At 72.5% G+C, this 20,597-nt stretch carries 23 protein-coding genes and 1 riboswitch; of the genes, 9 read left to right on the forward strand and 14 right to left on the reverse strand.

Annotation, left to right across the window (positions count from 1 at the left end; genetic code table 11):
- Window positions 1–19 precede the first annotated feature (19 nt).
- Window positions 20–943, forward strand: coding sequence for a Vgb family protein (locus CP969_RS18060; RefSeq protein ID WP_016825706.1), 924 nt, complete (start codon window positions 20–22; stop codon window positions 941–943).
- A gap of 32 nt (window positions 944–975) precedes the next feature.
- Here the strand turns inward: CP969_RS18060 and CP969_RS18065 are convergent, their stop codons facing one another.
- The 3 genes from CP969_RS18065 to CP969_RS18075 form a co-directional block, all read right to left on the reverse strand.
- Window positions 976–1,857 carry an alpha/beta hydrolase gene (locus CP969_RS18065; protein WP_016825705.1) on the reverse strand — a complete coding sequence of 294 codons (882 nt, stop codon included), beginning with the start codon at window positions 1,855–1,857 and terminating at the stop codon, window positions 976–978.
- A 300-nt stretch (window positions 1,858–2,157) separates the two neighbouring features.
- Complete coding sequence (locus CP969_RS18070) at window positions 2,158–2,361, reverse strand: DUF397 domain-containing protein (protein WP_016825704.1); 204 nt, start codon at window positions 2,359–2,361, stop codon at window positions 2,158–2,160.
- Complete coding sequence (locus tag CP969_RS18075; RefSeq protein ID WP_016825703.1) at window positions 2,358–3,203, reverse strand: helix-turn-helix domain-containing protein; 846 nt, start codon at window positions 3,201–3,203, stop codon at window positions 2,358–2,360. Before CP969_RS18075 ends, CP969_RS18070 begins: the two co-directional genes overlap by 4 nt.
- A gap of 109 nt (window positions 3,204–3,312) precedes the next feature.
- Between CP969_RS18075 and CP969_RS18080 the strand changes: the two genes are divergently transcribed.
- Together CP969_RS18080 and CP969_RS18085 are read left to right on the forward strand one after the other, a co-directional pair.
- Window positions 3,313–3,777 (forward strand): ATP-binding protein, encoded by a 465-nt coding sequence (locus CP969_RS18080; protein ID WP_016825702.1) that lies wholly within the window; start codon window positions 3,313–3,315, stop codon window positions 3,775–3,777.
- Between the two features lie 33 nt (window positions 3,778–3,810).
- Window positions 3,811–4,476 (forward strand): HD domain-containing protein, encoded by a 666-nt coding sequence (locus CP969_RS18085; protein ID WP_016825701.1) that lies wholly within the window; start codon window positions 3,811–3,813, stop codon window positions 4,474–4,476.
- A gap of 93 nt (window positions 4,477–4,569) precedes the next feature.
- Here CP969_RS18085 and CP969_RS18090 read toward each other — a convergent pair whose 3' ends face one another.
- A complete protein-coding gene (locus tag CP969_RS18090; protein WP_016825700.1) occupies window positions 4,570–5,328 on the reverse strand; it encodes an SDR family NAD(P)-dependent oxidoreductase in 759 nt (252 codons plus the stop codon).
- A 281-nt stretch (window positions 5,329–5,609) separates the two neighbouring features.
- Window positions 5,610–6,194, reverse strand: coding sequence for a TetR/AcrR family transcriptional regulator (locus CP969_RS18095; protein WP_016825699.1), 585 nt, complete (start codon window positions 6,192–6,194; stop codon window positions 5,610–5,612).
- 186 nt (window positions 6,195–6,380) lie between these two features.
- On the opposite strand from CP969_RS18095, the gene CP969_RS18100 reads away from it, so the two are divergent.
- Window positions 6,381–7,442, forward strand: a complete 1,062-nt coding sequence (locus tag CP969_RS18100; protein ID WP_016825698.1) for a GNAT family N-acetyltransferase — start codon at window positions 6,381–6,383, stop codon at window positions 7,440–7,442.
- Here the strand turns inward: CP969_RS18100 and CP969_RS18105 are convergent.
- Together CP969_RS18105 and CP969_RS18110 are read right to left on the reverse strand one after the other, a co-directional pair.
- Window positions 7,424–7,702: a DUF4031 domain-containing protein gene (locus CP969_RS18105; RefSeq protein WP_004986589.1), complete on the reverse strand. Its 279-nt coding sequence runs from the start codon at window positions 7,700–7,702 to the stop codon at window positions 7,424–7,426. The two genes, CP969_RS18100 and CP969_RS18105, sit on opposite strands and share 19 nt — an antisense overlap.
- A complete protein-coding gene (locus tag CP969_RS18110) occupies window positions 7,699–8,106 on the reverse strand; it encodes a hypothetical protein (protein ID WP_004986588.1) in 408 nt (135 codons plus the stop codon). Before CP969_RS18110 ends, CP969_RS18105 begins: the two co-directional genes overlap by 4 nt.
- A 56-nt stretch (window positions 8,107–8,162) precedes the next feature.
- Here CP969_RS18110 and CP969_RS18115 point away from each other — a divergent pair, with 56 nt between their 5' ends.
- Both CP969_RS18115 and murQ read left to right on the forward strand, forming a co-directional pair.
- The gene (locus CP969_RS18115; RefSeq protein WP_004986587.1) at window positions 8,163–9,104 is read left to right on the forward strand and encodes a MurR/RpiR family transcriptional regulator; all 942 of its coding nucleotides are present in this window, start codon (window positions 8,163–8,165) and stop codon (window positions 9,102–9,104) included.
- Between the two features lie 146 nt (window positions 9,105–9,250).
- Window positions 9,251–10,192, forward strand: a complete 942-nt coding sequence (gene murQ / locus CP969_RS18120) for an N-acetylmuramic acid 6-phosphate etherase (RefSeq protein WP_004986586.1) — start codon at window positions 9,251–9,253, stop codon at window positions 10,190–10,192.
- Here the strand turns inward: murQ and CP969_RS18125 are convergent.
- Window positions 10,189–10,728, reverse strand: a complete 540-nt coding sequence (locus tag CP969_RS18125; RefSeq protein ID WP_016825696.1) for a hypothetical protein — start codon at window positions 10,726–10,728, stop codon at window positions 10,189–10,191. The two genes, murQ and CP969_RS18125, sit on opposite strands and share 4 nt — an antisense overlap.
- A 308-nt stretch (window positions 10,729–11,036) precedes the next feature.
- Between CP969_RS18125 and CP969_RS18130 the strand changes: the two genes are divergently transcribed.
- Window positions 11,037–11,606 (forward strand): hypothetical protein, encoded by a 570-nt coding sequence (locus CP969_RS18130; RefSeq protein WP_004986583.1) that lies wholly within the window; start codon window positions 11,037–11,039, stop codon window positions 11,604–11,606.
- Window positions 11,607–11,693: 87 nt separating this feature from the next.
- On the opposite strand, the gene CP969_RS18135 is transcribed toward CP969_RS18130, so the two are convergent.
- Window positions 11,694–13,178, reverse strand: coding sequence for an MFS transporter (locus CP969_RS18135; protein ID WP_016825695.1), 1,485 nt, complete (start codon window positions 13,176–13,178; stop codon window positions 11,694–11,696).
- A gap of 124 nt (window positions 13,179–13,302) precedes the next feature.
- Complete coding sequence (locus CP969_RS18140) at window positions 13,303–14,433, reverse strand: NADH:flavin oxidoreductase (RefSeq protein ID WP_016825694.1); 1,131 nt, start codon at window positions 14,431–14,433, stop codon at window positions 13,303–13,305.
- A 166-nt stretch (window positions 14,434–14,599) separates the two neighbouring features.
- Here CP969_RS18140 and CP969_RS18145 point away from each other — a divergent pair, with 166 nt between their 5' ends.
- Complete coding sequence (locus CP969_RS18145; protein WP_016825693.1) at window positions 14,600–15,043, forward strand: hypothetical protein; 444 nt, start codon at window positions 14,600–14,602, stop codon at window positions 15,041–15,043.
- Between the two features lie 96 nt (window positions 15,044–15,139).
- Here CP969_RS18145 and groL read toward each other — a convergent pair whose 3' ends face one another.
- The 4 genes from groL to thrC all read right to left on the reverse strand — a co-directional run bounded on the left by groL (window position 15,140) and on the right by thrC (window position 19,311).
- On the reverse strand, window positions 15,140–16,762 hold the full coding sequence (gene groL, locus CP969_RS18150; protein WP_004986575.1) for a chaperonin GroEL: 1,623 nt from the start codon (window positions 16,760–16,762) through the stop codon (window positions 15,140–15,142).
- A 335-nt stretch (window positions 16,763–17,097) separates the two neighbouring features.
- Window positions 17,098–17,301: a cold-shock protein gene (locus CP969_RS18155; protein WP_004986573.1), complete on the reverse strand. Its 204-nt coding sequence runs from the start codon at window positions 17,299–17,301 to the stop codon at window positions 17,098–17,100.
- 430 nt (window positions 17,302–17,731) lie between these two features.
- Entirely contained in the window at window positions 17,732–18,007 is a 276-nt protein-coding gene (locus CP969_RS18160; RefSeq protein ID WP_004986571.1) for a MoaD/ThiS family protein, read from the reverse strand.
- On the reverse strand, window positions 18,004–19,311 hold the full coding sequence (gene thrC / locus CP969_RS18165) for a threonine synthase (protein ID WP_016825690.1): 1,308 nt from the start codon (window positions 19,309–19,311) through the stop codon (window positions 18,004–18,006). Before thrC ends, CP969_RS18160 begins: the two co-directional genes overlap by 4 nt.
- Window positions 19,312–19,329: 18 nt before the next feature.
- A riboswitch (SAM riboswitch) is annotated at window positions 19,330–19,499 on the reverse strand.
- 136 nt (window positions 19,500–19,635) lie between these two features.
- On the opposite strand from thrC, the gene CP969_RS18170 reads away from it, so the two are divergent.
- Window positions 19,636–20,580 (forward strand): glucosyl-3-phosphoglycerate synthase, encoded by a 945-nt coding sequence (locus CP969_RS18170; protein WP_016825688.1) that lies wholly within the window; start codon window positions 19,636–19,638, stop codon window positions 20,578–20,580.
- The last annotated feature ends 17 nt before the right edge of the window (window positions 20,581–20,597 follow it).

Consider the following 20,597-nt stretch of genomic DNA (forward strand, 5'->3'; position numbering starts at 1 on the left):
CCCCTCACAAGGAGCCGTCGTGTCCCGTTCCCCTGCCCCGGCCGTCCGGGAGATCCGTGTGACGGACGAGAAGGCCGGGCCCTACGGCATCACGGCCGGACCCGACGGTGCCCTGTGGCTCACCCTCGTGGGCAGCGGCCGCATCGCGCGCCTCACCCTCGACGGCGAGTTCCGGGAGTACCCCCTGGACTCCCCCGCCTGCCGCCCCACGGTCATCGCCCCCGGACCGGACGGGGCCCTGTGGTTCACCCGCTACCAGGACCACCGGATCGGCCGCATCACCACCGACGGCGCAGTGGACTCCTTCCCCCTGCCGACGCCCGGCAGCGGGCCCTTCGGCATCACCTCGGGCCCGGACGGCGCGGTGTGGTTCACGGAGATGAACACCGACCGCGTCGGCCGCATCACCGGCGAGGGAGAGGTCACCGAGTTCGTCCTCCCGGTCACGGGCGGCTTTCCCTCGGCGATCACCACCGGCCCGGACGGGGCCCTGTGGTTCACCCTCAACCAGGCGAACGCGATCGGCCGCATCACCACCGACGGCGACACCGCCGTCCACCCCCTGCCCACCCCGGACGCCGGGCCCGTGGGCATCACCGGTGACGGCACGGCCCTGTGGTTCGTCGAGATCGCGGCGGGACAGATCGGCAGGATCTCGGTGGACGGCGGGATCAGGGAGTTCCCGCTCCCCGACCGCACGGCCGGACCGCACGCCATCGTCGCGGCCTCCACCGGGGACTGCTGGTTCACCGCATGGGGAGCCGGCCGCGTGGGTCACATCACCGGGGACGGCGAAATCACCGAGTACGACCTGCCGTCACCGTCGTCCGAGCCCCACGGCATCACCCTGGGCCCCGACGGTGCCCTCTGGGTGGCCCTCGAGGCGGGAGGCGTCGCGCGGGTGGAACCGGAGAGGCGCCAGCCGGACCCGGCAGGGGCGTGAGGGCACCCGTTCCGAAGCGGCTCCGGCTCAGATCACGAGCGGACGGACGGGGCCGGGAGCGTGGCGAGTTCTCCGAGGAGCCGGGCCGCCGGTGCCGGGTCGACCAGCCACTTCAGGTGGCTGCCCGGGAGCGTGCGGACGTCGTACGGGTTGTCCGGCGTCAGCGCGTCGCCCTCGCGGATCAGCCGGTCCTGCATGGCCGGCGGCATGCTCGCGTCGTCGGCCAGGCGGACGAAGGTCTTCGGGACGCGGCCCCAGGTCGCGGCCTGCGCCCGGTCGGCGGAGGTGCCGACGTCCAGGTTCTCGTCGGGCTGGAAGGTGTTCAGGAAGGTCAGGAACTCCTCGTCGGTGGCGTCGGCGAGGAAGGCCGCCTTGAACGCCGCCAGGGCGTCCGGGTCCGCGGTGCGGAAGTTGACGCGGAGCAGGCCGAGTTCGGCGGGGTTCCCGGCCGCCGCCAGCCCCAGGGAGGCGGCGTCGACCGTGGCCATCTCCGGCTCGGCGTAGTAGTCGCCGACGTCGAGCGCGACCGGGCACCAGGCCGCGACGTAGACGATGCGGTCGATCAGGTCCGGCCGCGCGTTGGCCGCGGCCGTGGCCGTGACGCCGCCGCGGCTGTGGGCGACGAGGATCACGGGGCCGTTCCGCTTGGCCCGCTCCAGGACCCCGATCAGGTGCGCGGCGTTGTCGGCGAGCGTGACGCCCTTGATCGCGCCGGGCGCGGTGGCGAGGCCCTCGGGGTCCTGCGGCGCCTGGTAGGCACGGGTGTAGGTCGCCCCGAAGCCGTGGCCGGGCAGGTCGACGGCGACCGAACGGTGCCCGAGGAGGCCGAGTTCGGCCTGGAGCGGCGCGAAGGAGAAGGAGTTCGCGAAGGCCCCGTGGACCAGGACGAACGTCGGGTGCACCTGGCTGCTCACTTCTTCCGGTCTCCTTCGGGTCGGCGGCCCGCGCGTCGCGGTCGATCGGGAACCCGCGAGGACGGCGTGCGGACGGGTGTTCGCGTTCCGGCGGTTCACACTACCCAGCGGAAGATCACCCGCACTACCCGTAATCAGCCCTTCCGCTTGTGCGCGCCACCCCGCTCGCGGCCACCTTCCCGGAAAGCACTCGGGCCGCCCCCGAAGGAGCGGCCCCAGGACCTGGTGCGGCCCTGTGCACCGTGTTCTGTTCGCTACCGCCGAGGCTGCCAGGACCGGCGGCAGCGGATCAGATCGCCGTCAACGAGTGCGGCAGGCATGCGCGACGAAGGCGGACCAGGTGCCGGGGGTCACCGCGAAGGAGCCCCGACCGGTGTCCTTGGAGTCGCGGACGTGGACGGAGGCGGGGAGGGCGGCGACCTCGACGCAGTCGCCGCCGGCCCCGCCGCTGTAACTGGACTTGAACCAATTGAGCGACTGGCCCTTGGACTGCTCGCTTGTCATGAGTCTCCTTGCAACAGCTTCTCGATGCGGCGCAGGGACTCCTCCGGGGCCAGCGCCTGGGCCCGGATGATTCCATACCGCGCCGCGATGCCACGGACGATTTCCCTATCGGTGATCACCCGACCGCTTCCCTGGCTCTCCAAGTAGGCCACCGGCTCTCCTCCTTCCGGCACCATCAACGTGAACGGACCGTCCACACAAGCGTGGTCGGTCGCCTCGGTCGGCATCACCTGAATCTCTACGTTCGGGTTCTGGCCGGTGAGGAGCAAGTGCTCAAGTTGGCCCCGCAGCACTTCAAAGCCGCCGATGGGCCGCTGGAGGACGGCCTCCTCCAGGACAAAGCTGAGTACGGGCGCGGGCTCACGGCTGAAGAGCTTGTGCCGTGCGAGCCGTGCCGACACCATCTGGTCGATCTCCGCCTCGTTCCGGCGCGGACGCCACACCGTGAACATCGTTCTGGCGTAGTCCTCGGTCTGCAGCATCCCCGGCACGATCAGTGGCGCGTACTGGTGGAACTCGATCGCGGTTTCCTCGATGCGCGCAGCATCCCGGAAGAAGGCGGGGTACCGCGTGAGTGCCACGGCCTGCTTCATCGCGAGCAGGACTCCGTCCGCCTCGAGCAACGTGTCCAGTTTCTCGATGGTGTCCGGCCGGGCGACACGCCGTCCCTGCTCGATCGCAGCGATCTGCGCCTCGCTGTATCCGAGGAGCGGGCCGAGAGCGGCCTGGGTCAGGCCGGCTCGTTCCCGGAAGAGCTTGATCTGCCTGCCGAAGCACCGCAGAAGCTCGTCGGCGGAATCCCGGCCGCGCTCCGCGACCGCCTGTTCCGGAACCTGCACCATGGGCCACCTCTGTCCCTGCCCCGACAGACACGTTGAGCATCCTTACAGCAGCACTGTGTAAGGGCGTAGTTGCTGGTCACCGTACGTGCGTCACACGAGGCTCACCCTCATGACGACCGAAACTCCCCCCAACGAGTACAGCGGCCGGCCCGCAGCCCACGCCGAGGAGTTCTCGATGTGCTTCACCTCCACCCCGCGCGGCGTCCGCCTGGCCCGGCGGCTCGCTTCCCACCGTCTGGACGCCTGGGGCTTCCCGTACGCGTCCGAGGTGAACGGGACCGTGACGCTCGTCGTGGCCGAACTCGCCGCCAACGCGGTGATCCACGGTCGTGTCCCGGGCCGCGACTTCCGTCTGGACCTGACCCTGTCCGCCGCCCGCGACCTCGTCCGCGTCGAGGTCACCGACACCCGGGACGACCGTCCGCTCCCGGCCCGGCCCCGCCTCCCCCAGGACCCCGGGGCGGAGACGGGCCGCGGTCTCTGGCTGGTGTCCTGCCTGGTGAGCCGGATGTGCGTCGCGCCGCGCGAGGACGGTGGCCCCGGAAAGACCGTGCGGGCCGAGCTGGCCCTGTGACCCGTCGGGATGTGCACCGGGAACAATGGCCGTATGGCCGATACCGACGCCTTGCGTGCCCGCTTCGTCCGTGCCCTGGAAGGGGCCCGGGCCCCCGGGGGCGGTCCCGACCCCGTGCTCTACGCCGAGGACCTCCTCGCCCGCTGGCAGGAACCGCAGCGGCGCTACCACACGCTCGCCCACCTCACCGCGGTCCTGGACCACGTCGACACGCTGGCGGAGTACGCGGACGACCCGGACGTCGTGCGGCTCGCCGCCTGGTTCCACGACGCCGTGTACCTGCCGGACCGCTCCGAGAACGAGGAGCGGTCGGCCCGGCTGGCCGAGCGGGCGCTGCCCGAGGCCGGGGTTCCGGAGGCGAAGGCGGCCGAGGTGGCCCGGCTGGTCCGGCTCACCGTCACGCACGACCCGGACGACGACGACCGCGACGGCCAGGTGCTGTGCGACGCCGACCTGGCGGTCCTGGCCTCGCCGCCGTCGGCGTACGCCGCCTACACCGCCGCCGTCCGCGAGGAGTACCACTTCGTGCCGGCCGACGCCTTCCGCGAGGGCCGCACCACCGTGCTGCGTGAACTCCTCGCCGCACGACGCCTGTTCCGCACCCCGTACGGGCAGGAGCACTGGGAGGCCACGGCCCGCTACAACATGCGCGGCGAGCTGGAGATGCTGTCGACCGCGCCCGCTCCGCCCGCCCCGTGACCCGAGCCGGAGATGCGCCATCGGTCCGGCGTGAGCCGTCCGGATCCGGCCACGGCGGGCGCTCCCCGGCACAGCGCCCCGGTGGGCGGACCGTCAGGCGGACGATCCGCTGTCGACGACCAGATCGGTCCCGACCACCGCGCCCGCCGCGGGGGAGGCGAGGTAGAGCACCGCGGCCGCCACTTCCTCGGCCTCCGCGACCCGGCCGAGCGGGTTCTCCGTCTTCATCCGCTCGGCGCGGTCGGCCTCGGTCTCCCCGGGCCGCAGCGACATGGGAGCGGCGGCGGCGCCCGGGCTGACCGCGTTGATGCGGATGCCCTGGTGGACGTGGTCGAGAGCGGCGGCGCGGGTCAGCGCGGAGACCGCCGCCTTCGAGGTGATGTAGGCGGCGACGTTCGGAACCCGCAGGTGCGCGCCCAGGTTGGAGGAGATGTTGACGATGACGCCGCCGCCGTTCTCCTTCATGTGCGCGATCTCGTGCTTCATCGCCAGCCAGACGCCGGTGACGTTGGTCCGCAGCACCGCGTCCCAGTCCTCCTCGCTCACCTCGCCGGCGGGTACCGTCCCGCGGAGTATCCCGGCGTTGTTGACCGCGATGTCCAGTCCGCCGAAGCGGTCGACGCACGCGCGCACGAGGTCCCGGAGCCGACCGGAGTCGGTGACGTCGGCGGTGACGGCGGCGGCCGTGCCGCCGGCCGCCTCGATGAGGCCGGTGGTCTCCTCCAGGGCGGCCGCGGTGCGTCCCGCGACGACCACGGACGCGCCCTCGGCGGCGAAGGCGAGCGCGATCGCACGGCCGAGGCCGGAGCCGGCACCGGTGACGAGGACGGTCCTGCCCGTGAAGCGGTTCATCTCGGTGACTCCTTCGAGGGGTGGGCCACTTGGTGGGGTTGGTGGAGCGGTCTGCCGGGTGCGGTGGTGCGGAAGGGCGGCGGTGCGGGCGAGGGCGGCCGGCGCCGCCGAGGTGAGGACGGGCGCGGCCCGGACATCCCGAGGAGGACGAAGGCGCACCGCTGCCGTGCACCGGGAACGCGGGCGGCATTCGCGGGCGTCACACTCCCCCCTTTATTGGACCGATCGATCCAGTATGCGGACATGCGAGAGGAGGCTCGGCGCCTCCGTTCGCGTGCGCGTCAGTCCAGCAGGGCCAGCGCCTGCTCGGCCGCGTCCCGCACCCGGGCGGGGTCGTCCGACGCCTTGCCGACGACCCGCACGCCCTGCAGCAGGACGAGCAGCATGCGGGCCAGCGCGCGCGGATCGCGGTCCCCGGGCAGCTCGCCCTGGGCCCGGGCCCGCAGGAGCGCGGAGTGCAGCAAGGTCTCGAGGTGCCCCCAACTGCTCTCGACCCGGCGGGCCGCCGCGGGGTCGTGCGGGGCCAGTTCGGCCGCCGTGTTGGTGACGAAGCAGCCGTTCAGCCGCCCCTCGGAGGAGGCGGCCTCCGCCGCGAAGCGGCGCACCACCGCCCGTACCGCGGGCAGCGCGGGCCCCGGCTGGGACAGCTCGGCGAGGAGGAGCGGGTCGCGCGTCCCGGTGTACCGGTCCATGGCCTTCAGGTACAGCTCGTGCTTGCTGCCGAAGGTCGCGTAGAGGCTCGCCCGGCCGATGCCGAGGTGCTCGACGAGGTCGCTCATCGACGTCGCCTCGTAGCCGCGCCGCCAGAACAGCTCGAGGGCCGACTGCAGCGCGGCGTCAGGATCGAATTCCTTGGTCCTGGCCACACCAAGGACCGTAGGTTTTCTGGAACGATCTGTCAAATAAGGTCCGTTCGGCAGTCCGACTCGCTCCGGCCCCGCGGCGAGCGGAACCCACGGCGAGCGGGACCCACGGCGAGCAGGAAAAGCCATCGACCGCGCCCGCACCGCCCGCCTAGCCTGCCCGTCATGCGTGCTGCGGGAGCGGAACAGGTGGAGGAGGCCGTCGCGGACTGCGTGGCGATCCTGGGAGCGTTCGTCGACCGGGACTGGGAAGGGGTGCGGGCCGGGCGGCTGGAGTGGAGCTGCCGGGAGGCGGCGGTGCACATCGCGAACGACCTCATCGCGTACGCGGGGCGGCTCGCCGGACGTGCGCGGGACGCGCGCATCCCCTTCACGATCACCCTCGACGGCACCGGCGACGGCCCGGCCCCCGCCGACAACACCGGTGTCCTGGAGACGATCAAGGCGACCGGCGCCCTGCTCGCCGCCGCCGTCCGCACCACCCCGCGCGCGGTCCGCGCCTTCCACCCCTACCCCTTCCGGCACGCGAACCGCGAGGGTTTCGCCGCGATGGGCGTGGCCGAAGTCCTGCTGCACACGCACGACATCGCCGAGGGCCTGGGCGTGCCGTACGAACCGCCCGCCGAACTGGCGTCCTTCGTCCTCACCCGGATCTTCCCGCGGGTCCGCCCCGGTCCCACCCCGTGGCGGACCCTGCTGTGGGCCACCGGCCGCGGCGACCTGCCGGACCGGGAGCCCGTCACCGAGTGGCACTGGAGCAACAACCCGGTGCTCGGGACCGAGCGGCTCACCCTGGAGGGGGTCACCCCCGCGGCCGCCGCCGCTCTGTCCGTGGGCGCGGACGGCGGGTTCGACTGGCTCGGCCCGGGCCCCGCCGACGGCACCCGGGAGGGCGCCGGGATCGCGGTCAAGCAGTACGAGGACGGGGTCTTCCACCCGGAGTGGGCCATGTACGTACTGGTCCGGCGCGAGGACGACCGCGCGGTGGGCGCGATGGGATTCCACGGGCCCCCGGACGGGGACGGCCGGGTGGAGGTCGGCTACGACCTCGTCGAGGACGCCCGCGGCCGGGGCTACGCGACCGAGGCCCTGCGCGCGCTGGCCGCCTGGGCCCTCCGGCAGGACGGCGTGCGGACCGTGACCGCGGTCGTCGACCGGGAGAACGTGCCCTCGCAGAACGTCGTCACCCGCGCCGGGTTCACCCGCGCGTCCGGGGACGACGCCCCGTACGTCTACGAACTGCGCGGCTGAACCGCGCCCTTCCGGCGCCGCAGCCCCGCCCCGTGCAGCAGCCGCACCACCTCGCGGCTGTCCACCTCGACCGCCCCGGCGCGCACGGCGTCGGCGTACCGGTGCCGGGGGAGGTCGTAGTGGTCGCGTTCGAAGGCGCGGCGGGGGACGCCCAGGCGGTCGGCGAAGGCGTGCAGTTCGGCATAGGAGACGTCGCTGATCAGATGGGACCACATCCGGCCGTGACCCGGCCAGGTGGGCGGGTCGATGTACACCGTCACGACGAGGCCGCTCCGCCCCCGGCCCCGCCCAGCTCGCCCACCGCCGCGACCTTCACGCCCGCCTTGTGGCACACCCAGTGCGGGTCGGGGCCGAGTTCGGGTTCGACGTCCAGCGCGTGCGGGTCGCCGGAGCCGCACACCGGGCACAGCGGCCAGCGGCCGTAGCGCTCCAGCAGGGCGTCCTGGACGTCCTGGGCGACCAGTCCGGCGATGAACTCGACGCCTTCCGGCCACTGTTGGACCCACCAGCGGCGCTGGGCGACGGACTCCTCGACCAGGGAGACCACGTCCGCGTCGGCGACCTCGCGTGCGACCAGGTCGGCGAGCACGAGGGCGCGAGCCGCGTGCAACGCCTGCTCCAAGGGGTTGACGGGGTTGACCCGGGGGCCGCCGTGGGGGTTCATGCTCCTATTGTGCGCACTCTTGACCGCACCACCGAGCCGAAAATATCTTTCATGGTGTGACCCGGCCTGTGAAGGAAATTTTCGCGAGCGGGCGCGGTCCGGGCGAGCCCGGTACCCCGCCGCCCGCGCCCGCCGCCCTGGCGGCCAAGGTGCGCACGCTGGCTCCGTCGATGACCCGTTCCATGCAGCGGGTCGCCGAGGCCGTCGCCGACGACCCGGCCGGCTGCGCGGCCCTCACGGTCACCGGACTCGCCGAGCTCACCGGCACCAGCGAGGCCACCGTCGTGCGCACCGCCCGGCTGCTCGGCTACCCGGGCTACCGCGACCTGCGCCTGGCGCTGGCCGGCCTCGCCGCCCAGCAGCAGTCGGGCCGCGCCCCGGCCATCACCACCGACATCGCGGTGGACGACCCCATCGCCGACGTCGTCGCCAAGCTCGCCTACGACGAGCAGCAGACCCTCGCCGACACCGCGGCCGGCCTGGACACCGTCCAGCTCGGCGCGGCCGTGGCCGCCTTGGCCGCCGCCCGCCGCACCGACGTGTACGGCGTCGGCGCGTCGGGACTGGTGGCCCAGGACCTCACCCAGAAACTCCTGCGCATAGGACTGATGGCGCACGCCCACAGCGACCCCCACCTCGCCGTCACCAACGCGGTGCAACTGCGCGCGGGGGACGTGGCGATCGCCATCACGCACTCCGGGTCGACCGGGGACGTCATCGAACCGCTCCGGGTGGCGTTCGACCACGGGGCGACGACGGTGGCGGTCACCGGCCGGCCCGACAGCCCCGTCACGCAGTACGCCGACCACGTCCTGACCACGTCCACGGCCCGCGAGAGCGAGCTGCGTCCGGCCGCGATGTCCTCCCGGACCAGTCAACTGCTGGTGGTGGACTGCCTGTTCGTGGGTGTCGCCCAGCGCACCTACGAGTCGGCGGCCCCGGCGCTGTCGGCCTCGTACGAGGCACTGGCGCACCGGCACCGGAGCGTCGCGCGGTAGACGCGGCACCGGCACACGGGGCGCGGGCGCGGCACGGGGGAGGCGGCGGCCGTGGAAAGCTGGAGGACGCGGGAGCGCGGCCGGTCGCGCCCGGCGGCGGAACCGCACATCGAGACGCCGGACCGACCGACCGGAGAGAACGTTCCATGACCCACACGCCCGAGTCCTCCGCCCTCCGTGCCGAGCTGGCGGCCCTGACCACCGAGGCGTTCCGCCCGGAACTGGCGGACATCGACCGGCTGCCCACCCTCGACATCGCCCGGCTGATGAACGGCGAGGACGCCACCGTGGCCGGTGCCGTGGCCGAGCGGCTGCCCGAGATCGCCGCCGCGATCGACGCCGTCGCCGACCGGATGGCCCGGGGCGGCCGGCTGGTCTACGCGGGCGCGGGCACCGCGGGCCGTCTCGGCGTCCTGGACGCCTCGGAGTGCCCGCCCACCTTCAACACCGACCCGGCGCGGGTCGTCGGCCTGATCGCGGGCGGCCCCGACGCGATGGTCACCTCGGTCGAGGGCGCCGAGGACTCCCGGGACCTGGCCGCGTCCGACCTGGCCGCGCTGGCGCTGACCGCCGACGACACGGTGGTCGGCGTCTCCGCCTCCGGCCGCACCCCCTACGCCGTCGGCGCCGTCGCCTACGCCCGGGCGCGCGGCGCGCTGACCGTGGGCCTGGCCTGCAACCCGGGCAGCGCGCTGGCGGCGGCGGCCGAGCACGGCATCGAGGTGGTCGTCGGCCCGGAACTGCTCACCGGCTCCACCCGCCTCAAGGCCGGCACGGCCCAGAAGCTGGTCCTCAACATGCTGTCGACGATCACGATGATCCGGCTGGGCAAGACGTACGGGAACCTGATGGTCGACCTGCGCGCCTCCAACGACAAGCTCCGCGCCCGCTCCCACCGCATCGTCGCCCTCGCGACCGGAGCGGAGGACGACGCCGTCGCCCGCGCCCTGGCCGCCACGGACGGCGAGGTGAAGCACGCGATCCTGGTCCTGCTGGCCGACGTGGACGGCCCGACGGCCGCCCGCCTGCTGAAGGAGTCCGGCGGCCACCTGCGCGCGGCACTGGCCGAGGCGGGCGGCCCGGCCTAGCGGCCCGGGGGCCCCTCGGCGACCGGGCCGGTGCGGCCGTCCAGGATCAGGGTGAGGCCGCACAGGCCGCCGACCAGCCAGCTCGTCACCGTCCACGTCTCCCGGCCGAGGCCCAGGGCCGCGACGAAGGCGAGGACCGATGCCGTGAGCACGAGCGCGGCGGCACGCCGCGGACCGGTGCCGGTGTCCCACGCACGGCGCAACGGGCCGGAGCGCCGCCACATCCTCCACAGGACGACACCGGCGACGAGTGCCTGCCCCACGACGGCCCAGGCGGGCAACGGGGGCAGCCCGTCCGGCCCCGCCTCGCCGCGCCACAGCTCCAGGAGCCCGCCGACCAGGACGAACGGGCCGATCAGGGCGAACACCCCCGCCAGGACGCGGAAGAAGCCGACGCCCAAGACCGGCGCACCGCCGCCGCCGAACGGCACGGCCGCGTGGGACAGCTCGTGGAAGCGGCGGGCCGCCCCCCGGAAATCCGTCGCGACGATCCAGCCGAAGGCGGTCGCGAACACCCCCCAGGCCACCGAGAACATCGCGCCACTCCCCTCGCCGGACGTCCGCCCCGTCCGGTGCCGGAACCGGACGCGCCCGAGGACGGTAACCGGAGGTCACCGGCATTCGCCATGCCGGATCCCGGCAGCGTCCGCAGGCGTCGGATGCCGGAGGGCGGACGCGACGCGAGGCCGCATCCGCACCCCGCCCGTACCCCGCCGTCGCCGCGGGCCGCCGTGGTCGGCCGCTCCGCGGGACGACGCCCGTACCCCGCGAGCGCCCGGTGCCCGTGGATGACCGCCGGCCGTGCGCACTGGGATACTGGAGCCACCCGACCCGGAGACGAACCATGAACCACGCGCAGCTCACCGCCCTGGGCCGCGCTCTTCGTGTCCTCGGCGAGCACGGCGAGGCGCTCGGCGCCGACACCCCGGACGCCGAGCTGCACGAGGTGAAGGCGGACCTGCGGCGGGCCCTCGATCTGCTGGAGGAGGGCGTCACCACGGCCGCGCCCAGCACGCGCTGCCCCGAGCACCCCACCGGCCCGGTCGACCAGAGCGCCCCCGACCTGTGCCTGCTGTGCGAGACCCGGCGCCGCGCCGCCCGCCGCGCCGAGTTCAACGGGCCGCCCCCGCCGCCGGGGGCCACCGAGCCGGTCCCCTCCCGGTACGGGGTCCGCGGTGACCGTCCCCAGCCGCAGCAGCGCTGGCTGCCGGAGCTGTGGAACGGCCAGGCCTGGCAGCTGTGCGGCACCCCGCGCCGGGACCGGCGCGAGGCCGAGCTGTACATCGCGGCGCAGCGGCGCGGGCCCCGGCCCGCCATGGCGTACCGGATCGTGCACGAGTTCACCGACTACGAGGTGCTGCGCGTGTGGGGCACGCCGGTCAGGACCGACATCGAGCCCATGGGCAACTTCTAGCCCGGGACCGGCAGGTTCCGGCCGGCACGCCGCACGGCCGCCGCCCCGGAACCCCGGGACGGCGGCCGTGGGACGCGGTGGCCGGTCCTACGCCCTGGAGGACGCCGCGGCCTCCGCGGGCGCGTCCCCGGCGACGGCGGACGCGGTCGCCGCCGCGGCGCGCCGGCGCGGGATGAGGGCGGCGACGGCGAAGCCGAGGAGCGCCGCTCCGGCCCCGAGCGCCAGGACCGTGCGGAAGCCGCTCTCGGAGGGCAGCGCGTACGGACCGAAGCGCGTGGTCATCTGGGCCAGGACGACACCGGCGACGGCGCTGGCGACGGACGTGCCGATGGACCGCATGAGGGTGTTGAGGCTGTTGGCGGCGCCCGTCTCGGAGGCGGGCACGGCGCCCATGATCAGCGCGGGCATCGCACCGTAGGTGAAGCCGATGCCGGCACCGATGACGCAGGACGCCAGCACGAAGTGCCAGACCTGGTCCATCAGCAGGACGTTCAGGCCGTAGCCGGCGGCCACGATCAGGGCGCCGATCATCAGCGTCACCTTCGGGCCCTTGGCGCGGGAGACCAGCGCGGACACCGGGGCCAGCGCCATCATCACCAGGCCGGACGGCGCCATGACCAGACCGGCGGCCAGCAGCGACCGGCCCAGGCCGTAGCCGGTCTCCTCGGGGAGCTGCAGCAGCTGCGGGATGACCAGGGACATCGAGAACATCGAGAAGCCGATCGCCACCGAGGCGAGGTTGGTGACCAGCACCTGGGGACGGGCCGTGCTGCGCAGGTCCACCAGCGGCTGGTCGATGCGCAGCTCGAAGAAGCCCCAGGCCAGCAGGATGACCACGGCCGCCGCGAACAGGCCGAGGGTGGTGCCGCTCGACCAGCCCCAGTCGCCGCCCTTGGAGATCGCCAGCAGCAGGCAGATCAGGCCGGCCGCCATTCCGGCCGCGCCGGCCAGGTCGAACCGGCCGCCGGTGCGCACCTTCGACTCCGGCACCACGGACACCACCGCGACCAGCGCGACGACGCCCAGCGCGGCCGAGGTCCAGAACAGCGCGTGCCAGTCGAAGTTGTCGGCGATGAGCGCGGCGGCGGGCAGACCGAGGGCGCCGCCGACCCCGAGCGAGGCGCTGATCATCGCGGTCGCCGAGCCCAGCCGCTCCTCGGGCAGCTCGTCGCGCAGGATGCTGATGCCGAGCGGGATCACCCCGGACGACAGGCCCTGCAGGGCCCGGCCGACGATCATCGGGACCAGGGAGTCGCTCAGTCCGGCGACCACCGAGCCGGTCACCAGCATGGCGATGCTGAACAGCAGCATGCGGCGCTTGCCGTACATGTCGCCGAGGCGGCCCATGACCGGGGTGGCGACGGCCGCGGCGAGCAGGGTGGCGGTGACGGCCCAGGCGGTGTCCGCCGCCGAGGCGTTCAGGTACCGCGGCAGCTTCCCCACGATCGGGATCACCAGGGTCTGCATCAGCGAGACCACGATGCCGCTGAAGGCCAGCACGGCCACCACGGCGCCGGGTCGGGGCGGCGCGGGGGTGCCGGTCGCGGCGGGTCGGGCGGGTGCGTCGGACATGGGGGATGTCTCCGGAGGATCGGAACCACTTGTCTCGGGCAACTTTATTCAGATTGCTTGACTTAAGCAAATTAATACCGCGTGACGTGCGCCCGTACGGACGCACGCGACGCGGCCCGGCGGCTCAGCTCAGGAACGTGAGCGCCGAGGCGTCGTAGGACCTGAGCTCGCCGAAGCGGCCTTCGAGCACCTTGGCCGCCCAGTGCGGGTCCTGGAGCAGGGCCCGGCCCACGGCCACGATGTCGAACTCGTCCCGCTCCATCCGGTCGAGCAGGTTGTCGAGGCTGCTCACACCGGCCCCCTCCCCCCGGAACGTCCTGGTGAAGTCGCCGTCGTCGAGGCCGACCGACCCGACGGTGAGGGCGGGCCTGCCGGTCAGCTTCCTCGTCCAGCCGGCCAGGTTGAGGTCGGCGCCCTCGAACTCGGGGAGCCAGTAGCGGCGCGTGGAGGCGTGGAAGGCGTCGACGCCGGCCGCGGCGAGCGGGGCGAGGACGGCCTCCAGCTCCTGCGGGGTCTCGGCGAGGCGGGCGCCGTAGGCGTCCTGCTTCCACTGCGAGTAGCGGAAGACGACCGGGAAGCCGGGGGACACGGCCTCCCGCACGGCGGCGACGACCTCCGCCGCGAACTTCGTCCGGGCCACCGGGTCGCCGCCGTAGGCGTCGGTACGGCGGTTGGTGCCGGCCCACAGGAACTGGTCGATGAGGTAGCCGTGGGCGCCGTGCAGCTCCACGCCGTCGAAGCCGATCCGCTCGGCCGCGGCGGCGGCCTCCGCGAAGGCGCCGATCACCTCGTCGATGTCCCGCCGGGTCATGGCCCTGCCGCCCTCGGTGCCGTCGGTCCGTAGCCCGGACGGTCCGAGGACCGGGGCGTCCGGGAACGGCGGCTCCCCCGGCCGGCGCACCGTGCCGATGTGCCACAGCTGCGGCATGATCGTGCCCCCGGCCGCGTGCACCGCCTCGGCGACCTTCGCCCAGCCCGCGAGCTGCTCCTCCCCGTGGAACCGCGGCACCCGGTCGCTCTGCCCGGCGGAGGGGTGACCGACGTACGTCCCCTCGGTGACGATCAGTCCGACACCGGCGGCCGCCCGGCGGGAGTAGTACGACACGACGTCCTCCCCCGGGACGCCGCCCGGCGAGAACTGCCGGGTCATCGGCGCCATGGCGATGCGGTTCGGGACGGTCAGGCCGTTGATCACGGCCGGGCGGGAAAGGACCCGGGCCGCGCGGGAGGCCGCTTCGGAAACGGTGACGGTCACTGGGACTCCTCAGGGAGATACCGGTCAGTATGTGCACACGCATGAAATCCGTGCCGTACGGGCAACCGGCCCGCCCGCCGCGGGCATTCCCATTCCCCGGCCCCGGTGACGTGCGTCACACCGGGTCGTGACCTGCCGTCAACCGCCCTCGCACAGAATGAGGTTCATGGGAGAGCCCGTGTTCATCAGAAGCAGGTGGGGAACGAACCGGTACGTCTACAACCCCCACAGCCCCGTCGGCCTGGCGCTGATCCTGCTCCCCTTCCTCGTCGCCGCGGGCGTGTTCCTCTGGCTCCACGACGACGGGGAGTGGAGCGACGACGAGCTGCGCACCGCCGTCCACGAGGCCGCCGCGCGCCTGGAGGCCGGCCCGCGCATCGTCGACGCGTCGCGGGGCCTCGCCCCGGCGATCGGCGACGCGATCGAACGGACCGGTGAGGGACCCTCGTTCGGGGCCCGGGTGAGCCGCGAGGGCCGCTCCGACCACTACACCGTCACCGGCGAGGGCACGGACGCCGCCTTCTGCCTGCGCGTCACCACCGTGCCGGTCGACGAGAGCTACGCGCACCTCACGGTGGACGTCACCGACGGCGCCTGCTCGCGCTACTGACGCCACCGGCCCGGAAACGCCCGAGGGCGGCACCCCCCGGTGTACGGGGAGTGCCGCCCTCGGTCACGCGTCGGACGGTTCCGATCCTCGGGAGGATCAGAAGTCCATGTCACCGCCCGGCATGCCGCCGCCGGCCGGGGCCGCGGCCTTCTCCGGCTTGTCGGCGATGACGGCCTCGGTGGTGAGGAACAGCGCGGCGATCGACGCGGCGTTCTGCAGCGCGGAACGCGTCACCTTGGCCGGGTCGATGATGCCTTCCTTGACCAGGTCGACGTAGTCGCCGGTCGCGGCGTTCAGGCCGTGGCCCGGGGTCAGGTTGCGCACCTTCTCCACCACGACGCCGCCCTCGAGGCCGGCGTTGACGGCGATCTGCTTCAGCGGGGCCTCCAGGGCGATGCGCACGGCGTTGGCACCGGTCGCCTCGTCACCCTCCAGCTCCAGCTTCTCGAAGACCTGGGAGGCCTGCAGCAGGGCCACGCCACCACCGGCGACGATGCCCTCCTCGACGGCCGCCTTGGCGTTGCGGACGGCGTCCTCGATGCGGTGCTTGCGCTCCTTGAGCTCCACCTCGGTGGCGGCACCGGCCTTGATGACCGCGACGCCGCCGGCGAGCTTCGCCAGGCGCTCCTGCAGCTTCTCGCGGTCGTAGTCGGAGTCGCTGTTCTCGATCTCGGCGCGGATCTGGTTCACACGGCCCTGGACCTGGTCGGTGGAGCCGGCGCCGTCGACGATGGTGGTCTCGTCCTTGGTGATGACGACCTTGCGGGCCTTGCCCAGGAGGTCGAGCGTGGCGTTCTCCAGCTTGAGGCCGACCTCCTCGGAGATGACCTCGCCGCCCGTGAGGATGGCGATGTCGCCGAGCATGGCCTTGCGGCGGTCGCCGAAGCCCGGGGCCTTGACGGCGACGGACTTGAAGGTGCCGCGGATCTTGTTGACGACCAGGGTCGACAGGGCCTCGCCCTCGACGTCCTCGGCGATGATCAGCAGCGGCTTGCCCGACTGCATGACCTTCTCCAGGAGCGGGAGCAGGTCCTTGACGTTGGAGACCTTGGAGTTCGCGATCAGGATGTACGGGTCGTCGAGGACGGCCTCCATACGCTCCATGTCGGTGGCGAAGTACGCCGAGATGTAGCCCTTGTCGAAGCGCATACCCTCGGTGAGCTCCAGCTCCAGACCGAAGGTCTGGGACTCCTCGACGGTGATGACGCCTTCCTTGCCGACCTTGTCCATGGCCTCGGCGATGAGCTCGCCGATCTGGGTGTCGGCGGCGGAGATGGAGGCCGTGGAGGCGATCTGCTCCTTGGTCTCGACGTCCTTCGCCTGCTCGAGCAGGGCGGCGGAAACGGCCTCGACGGCCTTCTCGATGCCGCGCTTCAGGGCCATCGGGTTGGCGCCGGCGGCCACGTTGCGCAGGCCTTCCTTGACCAGGGCCTGGGCGAGGACGGTCGCGGTGGTCGTACCGTCACCGGCGACGTCGTCCGTCTTCTTGGCGACTTCCTTGACCAGCTCGGCGCCGATCTTCTCGTACGGGTCCTCGAGCTCGATCTCCTTGGCGATGGAGACACCATCGTTGGTGATCGTGGGGGCGCCCCACTTCTTCTCGAGGACGACGTTGCGGCCCTTGGGGCCGAGCGTCACCTTGACGGCGTCCGCGAGCTGGTTCATGCCGCGCTCGAGGCCGCGCCGCGCCTCCTCGTCGAACGCGATGATCTTGGCCATGTGAAGTGGTCCCTCCAGGACTGGGGGTGATTCCTTCGGACCGCGCCCGCGCCCGCGACGGACGGCTCGCCGGCCTCGTGGTTCCTTGCCCCACCCGGCCTGCGGGCCTCACCGACCCGGTCCTTACGTTGTCACTCTCACCTTCAGAGTGCTAACGCAATGATTAGCACTCGCCCCTGTCGAGTGCAAGCGCCTCCGGCGATCGGGGGGTGCGCTCAGCCGCCCGCGAACACGGACGCGCCGCGCGCTCCCCGCCCCGGGGCACGGCGAAGGGCCCGCGCCCCGGGAGGCACGGGCCCTTCGTCAGCAGAAGATTCTTGCGGCTGGTAGCGCGTTCAGGCGGTGACGCGAACCATGTCGGCCTGCGGGCCTTTCTGGCCCTGCGAGATCTCGAACTCGACCCGCTGGCCCTCTTCCAGGGTGCGGTAGCCGTCCATCTGGATCGCGCTGTAGTGGACGAAAACATCCGCACCACCGTCGACCGCGATGAAGCCGTACCCCTTCTCCGCGTTGAACCACTTGACGGTGCCCTGAGCCATGCCTAACTCCCCTATTACTGGCCCTTGCACAGATCCGCACTTCGCGAACCCGGGTCAGACCTCACCCCCCAACGGTTGGGGGCGTGCGCCGGAACGCGTCGACCGCGGCTGAATGTATCTGCCCAACTGCCGTCTGCAACAGGTCAATCGGACGAGAAATCTGGACGCCCCCGGCCCGGAATGTGGCGAGAATTCACCTGATTACAGGGCAAGTCGGGCCATACATAGGGGGCGAATGCCGCAAAAGGGGCCCGCACTTTGGCTACTTCCAGTCGGGCGCACGGCAGAAATCAAAGGCTTCCGATCGAAGGATCGGGGGCGCGTTCCCCAACTCTACCGTGCTCAACCCCATGGAATGACCCCCTCCGCATCTCTCACGGAGGGGGCCGTGCGATGAACGCTCGGTAACCGGAATTACCGACGGTAATGATCAGCCGCCGGCGACCGCCGGAATGATGGAGACGCCCGCGCCGTCCGGAGTGGGAGTCCCGAGGCCCTGCTCGAAGCGCACGTCGTCGTCGTTGACGTAGACGTTGACGAAGCGGCGCAGCTTGCCCTGGTCGTCCAGGACCCGGGCGGCGATCCCGGTGTGGTTCTTCTCCAGGTCCTCGATGACCTCGGCGAGGGTCGCGCCCTCGGCGCTCACCTCGGTCCGGCCGCCGGTGTAGGTGCGCAGGATGGTCGGGATGCGAACGGTCACGCTCATGCGAGGCCTGCCTCTCGGAACGACTCCAGGTGGGGGCGGATGGTTGCGGTGAGCCCGGTGCCGGCCACCGCGTCCAGCGTCTTCAGACCGTCGCCGGTGTTGAGCACGACGGTGGTCAGGGCCGGGTCGAGCACGCCGTCGTCGATGAGCTTCCTCGTCACGCCGACCGTCACCCCGCCCGCCGTCTCGGCGAAGATGCCCTCGGTGCGGGCGAGCAGCTTGATGGCGTCCACGACCTGCTCGTCCGTCACGTCCTCCACCGCGCCGCCCGTGCGGCGTGCGATGTCCAGGACGTACGGGCCGTCGGCGGGGTTGCCGATGGCGAGCGACTTGGCGATGGTGTTCGGCTTCTGCGGGCGCACGACCTCGTGGCCCGCCTTGTAGGCGGCCGACACCGGCGAGCAGCCCTCGGCCTGCGCACCGAAGATCTTGTACGGCCGGTCCTCGACCAGCCCGAGCTCGATCAGCTCCCGCAGACCCTTGTCGATCTTCGTGAGCTGCGAGCCGGAGGCGATGGGGACGACGATCTGGTCGGGCAGCCGCCAGCCGAGCTGCTCGCAGATCTCGTACGCCAGGGTCTTGGAGCCCTCCGCGTAGTACGGCCGCAGGTTGACGTTGACGAAGCCCCAGCCCTCGCCGACCGGGTCGCCGATCAGCTCGGAGCAGAAGCGGTTCACGTCGTCGTAGTTGCCCTCGATGCCGACGAGCTCTCCGCCGTAGACGGCGGCCATGACGACCTTGCCCTGCTCCAGGTCGTGCGGGATGAACACGCAGGAGCGGAAGCCGGCCCGCGCGGCGGCGGCGCCGACGGCGCCGGCCAGGTTGCCGGTGGAGGAGCAGGACAGGGTGGTGAAGCCGAAGGCGCGGGCGGCCTCCAGGGCCTGGGCGACGACGCGGTCCTTGAAGGAGTGCGTCGGGTTGCCGGAGTCGTCCTTGACGTACAGGCCGCCGGTGACGCCGAGTTCACGGGCGAGGTTGTCGGCCTTGACCAGCGCGGTCCAGCCGGGGTTGAGGTTCGGCTTGGTCGCCACGTCCGCCGGGACGGGCAGCAGCGGCGCGTAGCGCCAGATGTTCGTGGGGCCCGCTTCGATCCTCTTGCGGAGTTCCTCGGTGTCGAGGGCCGAGAAGTCGTAGGCGACCTCCAGCGGGCCGAAACACTCCTCGCAGGCGAAGACCGGGCCGAGCGGCACGCGGTGACCGCATTCGCGGCAGGAGAGCGCGGCGGCGGGACCCAGGTCGACGGAGGCGGCACCGGCGGGAGAAGCGGCGGGATCGGTGGTGCTTGCGACAGTCTGCGCAGCCATGAGAGGCGAGGCCCTTTCTCCTCATCTTTCTCACGACGCATCTCGCCGTGAGACGGATTTGGCACCTTCCCTAGCCGGGAGCCTCGCGGGTGCGATCGGCTGTGCGCGCACAACGATCGACACGAGAACCGGCTGGAGGGTTGCCGGGGCTTCATCGGGCCGTGTCCCTCTGCCCCTCTGGATGAGCTGTATGTGGTTGTGAACACCGGTGACCCCGGCATGCGGCGGTCACCTGCGTTGTTCAAGACTGTAACCGACGTCCGGGACCCTTGAGATAGTCGTCCGAACCGCGAGATGGATCACAGAAGTGAGGAGCCGCCGACCGTGCTGGAAGAAGTCGAGCGCTGGCTGAGCGAACGCTCCTGGTCCGTGACCGACCGACCGCTGCACCAGGTCCTGGCGGCCAAACGCGCCACGGGCCGGACGGTGAGCGTGGTGCTGCCCGCGCTCAACGAGGAGGCCACGGTCGGCGACATCGTCGCGGTCATCCGGCGCGACCTGATGCTCCGGGCCCCCCTGGTCGACGAGGTCGTGGTGGTCGACTCGGGCTCGACCGACCGCACGGCCGAGGCGGCGGCGGCAGCGGGCGCGACCGTGGTGCACCGGGACGCGATCCTGCCCCGCATCCCGGCCGTGCCCGGCAAGGGCGAGGTGCTGTGGCGCTCCCTGCTCGTCACCCGCGGCGACATCGTCTGCTTCGTCGACGCCGACCTGCGCGAGTTCTCCTCCGACTTCGTCTCCGGCATCGTCGGCCCGCTGCTCACCGAACCCGGCGTGCAGCTGGTCAAGGCCATGTACGACCGCCCGCTCGGGACGGCGGCCGGCCAGGGCGGCCGGGTCACGGAGCTGATGGCCCGCCCGCTGCTCAACATGCACTGGCCGCAGCTGGCCGGCTTCGTGCAGCCCCTCGGCGGCGAGTACGCGGCCCGCCGCTCCCTGCTGGAACGGCTGCCCTTCCCCGTCGGCTACGGCGTGGAGCTCGGCATGCTGGTCGACGCCCTGCACCTGGTCGGCCTGGACGCCCTCGCCCAGGTCGACGTCGGTGTCCGCCTCCACCGCCACCAGGACGGCCAGGCCCTCGGCCGCATGGCCGCCACGATCTACCGCACCGCCCAGCTCCGGCTGGCCCGCGGCCATCTGGTCCGCCCCGCGCTCACCCAGTTCGAGCGGGCCGGGGGCGCCTTCGAGCCCCGCACCTACTCGGTGGACACCGAGGAACGGCCGCCCATGGCGGAGATCGCGGAGTACCGGGCGCGGAGGGTGGCCTGACCCTCCCTCCGGGGCCG

The organism is Streptomyces viridosporus T7A, from assembly GCF_008704515.1.
GTDB classification, from domain to species: domain Bacteria; phylum Actinomycetota; class Actinomycetes; order Streptomycetales; family Streptomycetaceae; genus Streptomyces; species Streptomyces viridosporus.

Coding starts and splice junctions, on each gene's coding strand:
- groL (WP_004986575.1), bottom strand. CDS start 16,762: ATGGCCAAGATCATCGCGTTCGACGAGGAGGCGCGGCGCGGCCTCGAG.
- CP969_RS18090 (WP_016825700.1), bottom strand. CDS start 5,328: ATGAACCGCTTCACGGGCAGGACCGTCCTCGTCACCGGTGCCGGCTCC.
- CP969_RS18080 (WP_016825702.1), top strand. CDS start 3,313: ATGACGACCGAAACTCCCCCCAACGAGTACAGCGGCCGGCCCGCAGCC.
- CP969_RS18145 (WP_016825693.1), top strand. CDS start 14,600: ATGGGAGAGCCCGTGTTCATCAGAAGCAGGTGGGGAACGAACCGGTAC.
- CP969_RS18110 (WP_004986588.1), bottom strand. CDS start 8,106: ATGAACCCCCACGGCGGCCCCCGGGTCAACCCCGTCAACCCCTTGGAG.
- CP969_RS18155 (WP_004986573.1), bottom strand. CDS start 17,301: ATGGCTCAGGGCACCGTCAAGTGGTTCAACGCGGAGAAGGGGTACGGC.
- CP969_RS18070 (WP_016825704.1), bottom strand. CDS start 2,361: ATGACAAGCGAGCAGTCCAAGGGCCAGTCGCTCAATTGGTTCAAGTCC.
- CP969_RS18135 (WP_016825695.1), bottom strand. CDS start 13,178: ATGTCCGACGCACCCGCCCGACCCGCCGCGACCGGCACCCCCGCGCCG.
- thrC (WP_016825690.1), bottom strand. CDS start 19,311: ATGGCTGCGCAGACTGTCGCAAGCACCACCGATCCCGCCGCTTCTCCC.
- CP969_RS18160 (WP_004986571.1), bottom strand. CDS start 18,007: ATGAGCGTGACCGTTCGCATCCCGACCATCCTGCGCACCTACACCGGC.
- CP969_RS18125 (WP_016825696.1), bottom strand. CDS start 10,728: ATGTTCTCGGTGGCCTGGGGGGTGTTCGCGACCGCCTTCGGCTGGATC.
- CP969_RS18075 (WP_016825703.1), bottom strand. CDS start 3,203: ATGGTGCAGGTTCCGGAACAGGCGGTCGCGGAGCGCGGCCGGGATTCC.
- CP969_RS18085 (WP_016825701.1), top strand. CDS start 3,811: ATGGCCGATACCGACGCCTTGCGTGCCCGCTTCGTCCGTGCCCTGGAA.
- murQ (WP_004986586.1), top strand. CDS start 9,251: ATGACCCACACGCCCGAGTCCTCCGCCCTCCGTGCCGAGCTGGCGGCC.
- CP969_RS18130 (WP_004986583.1), top strand. CDS start 11,037: ATGAACCACGCGCAGCTCACCGCCCTGGGCCGCGCTCTTCGTGTCCTC.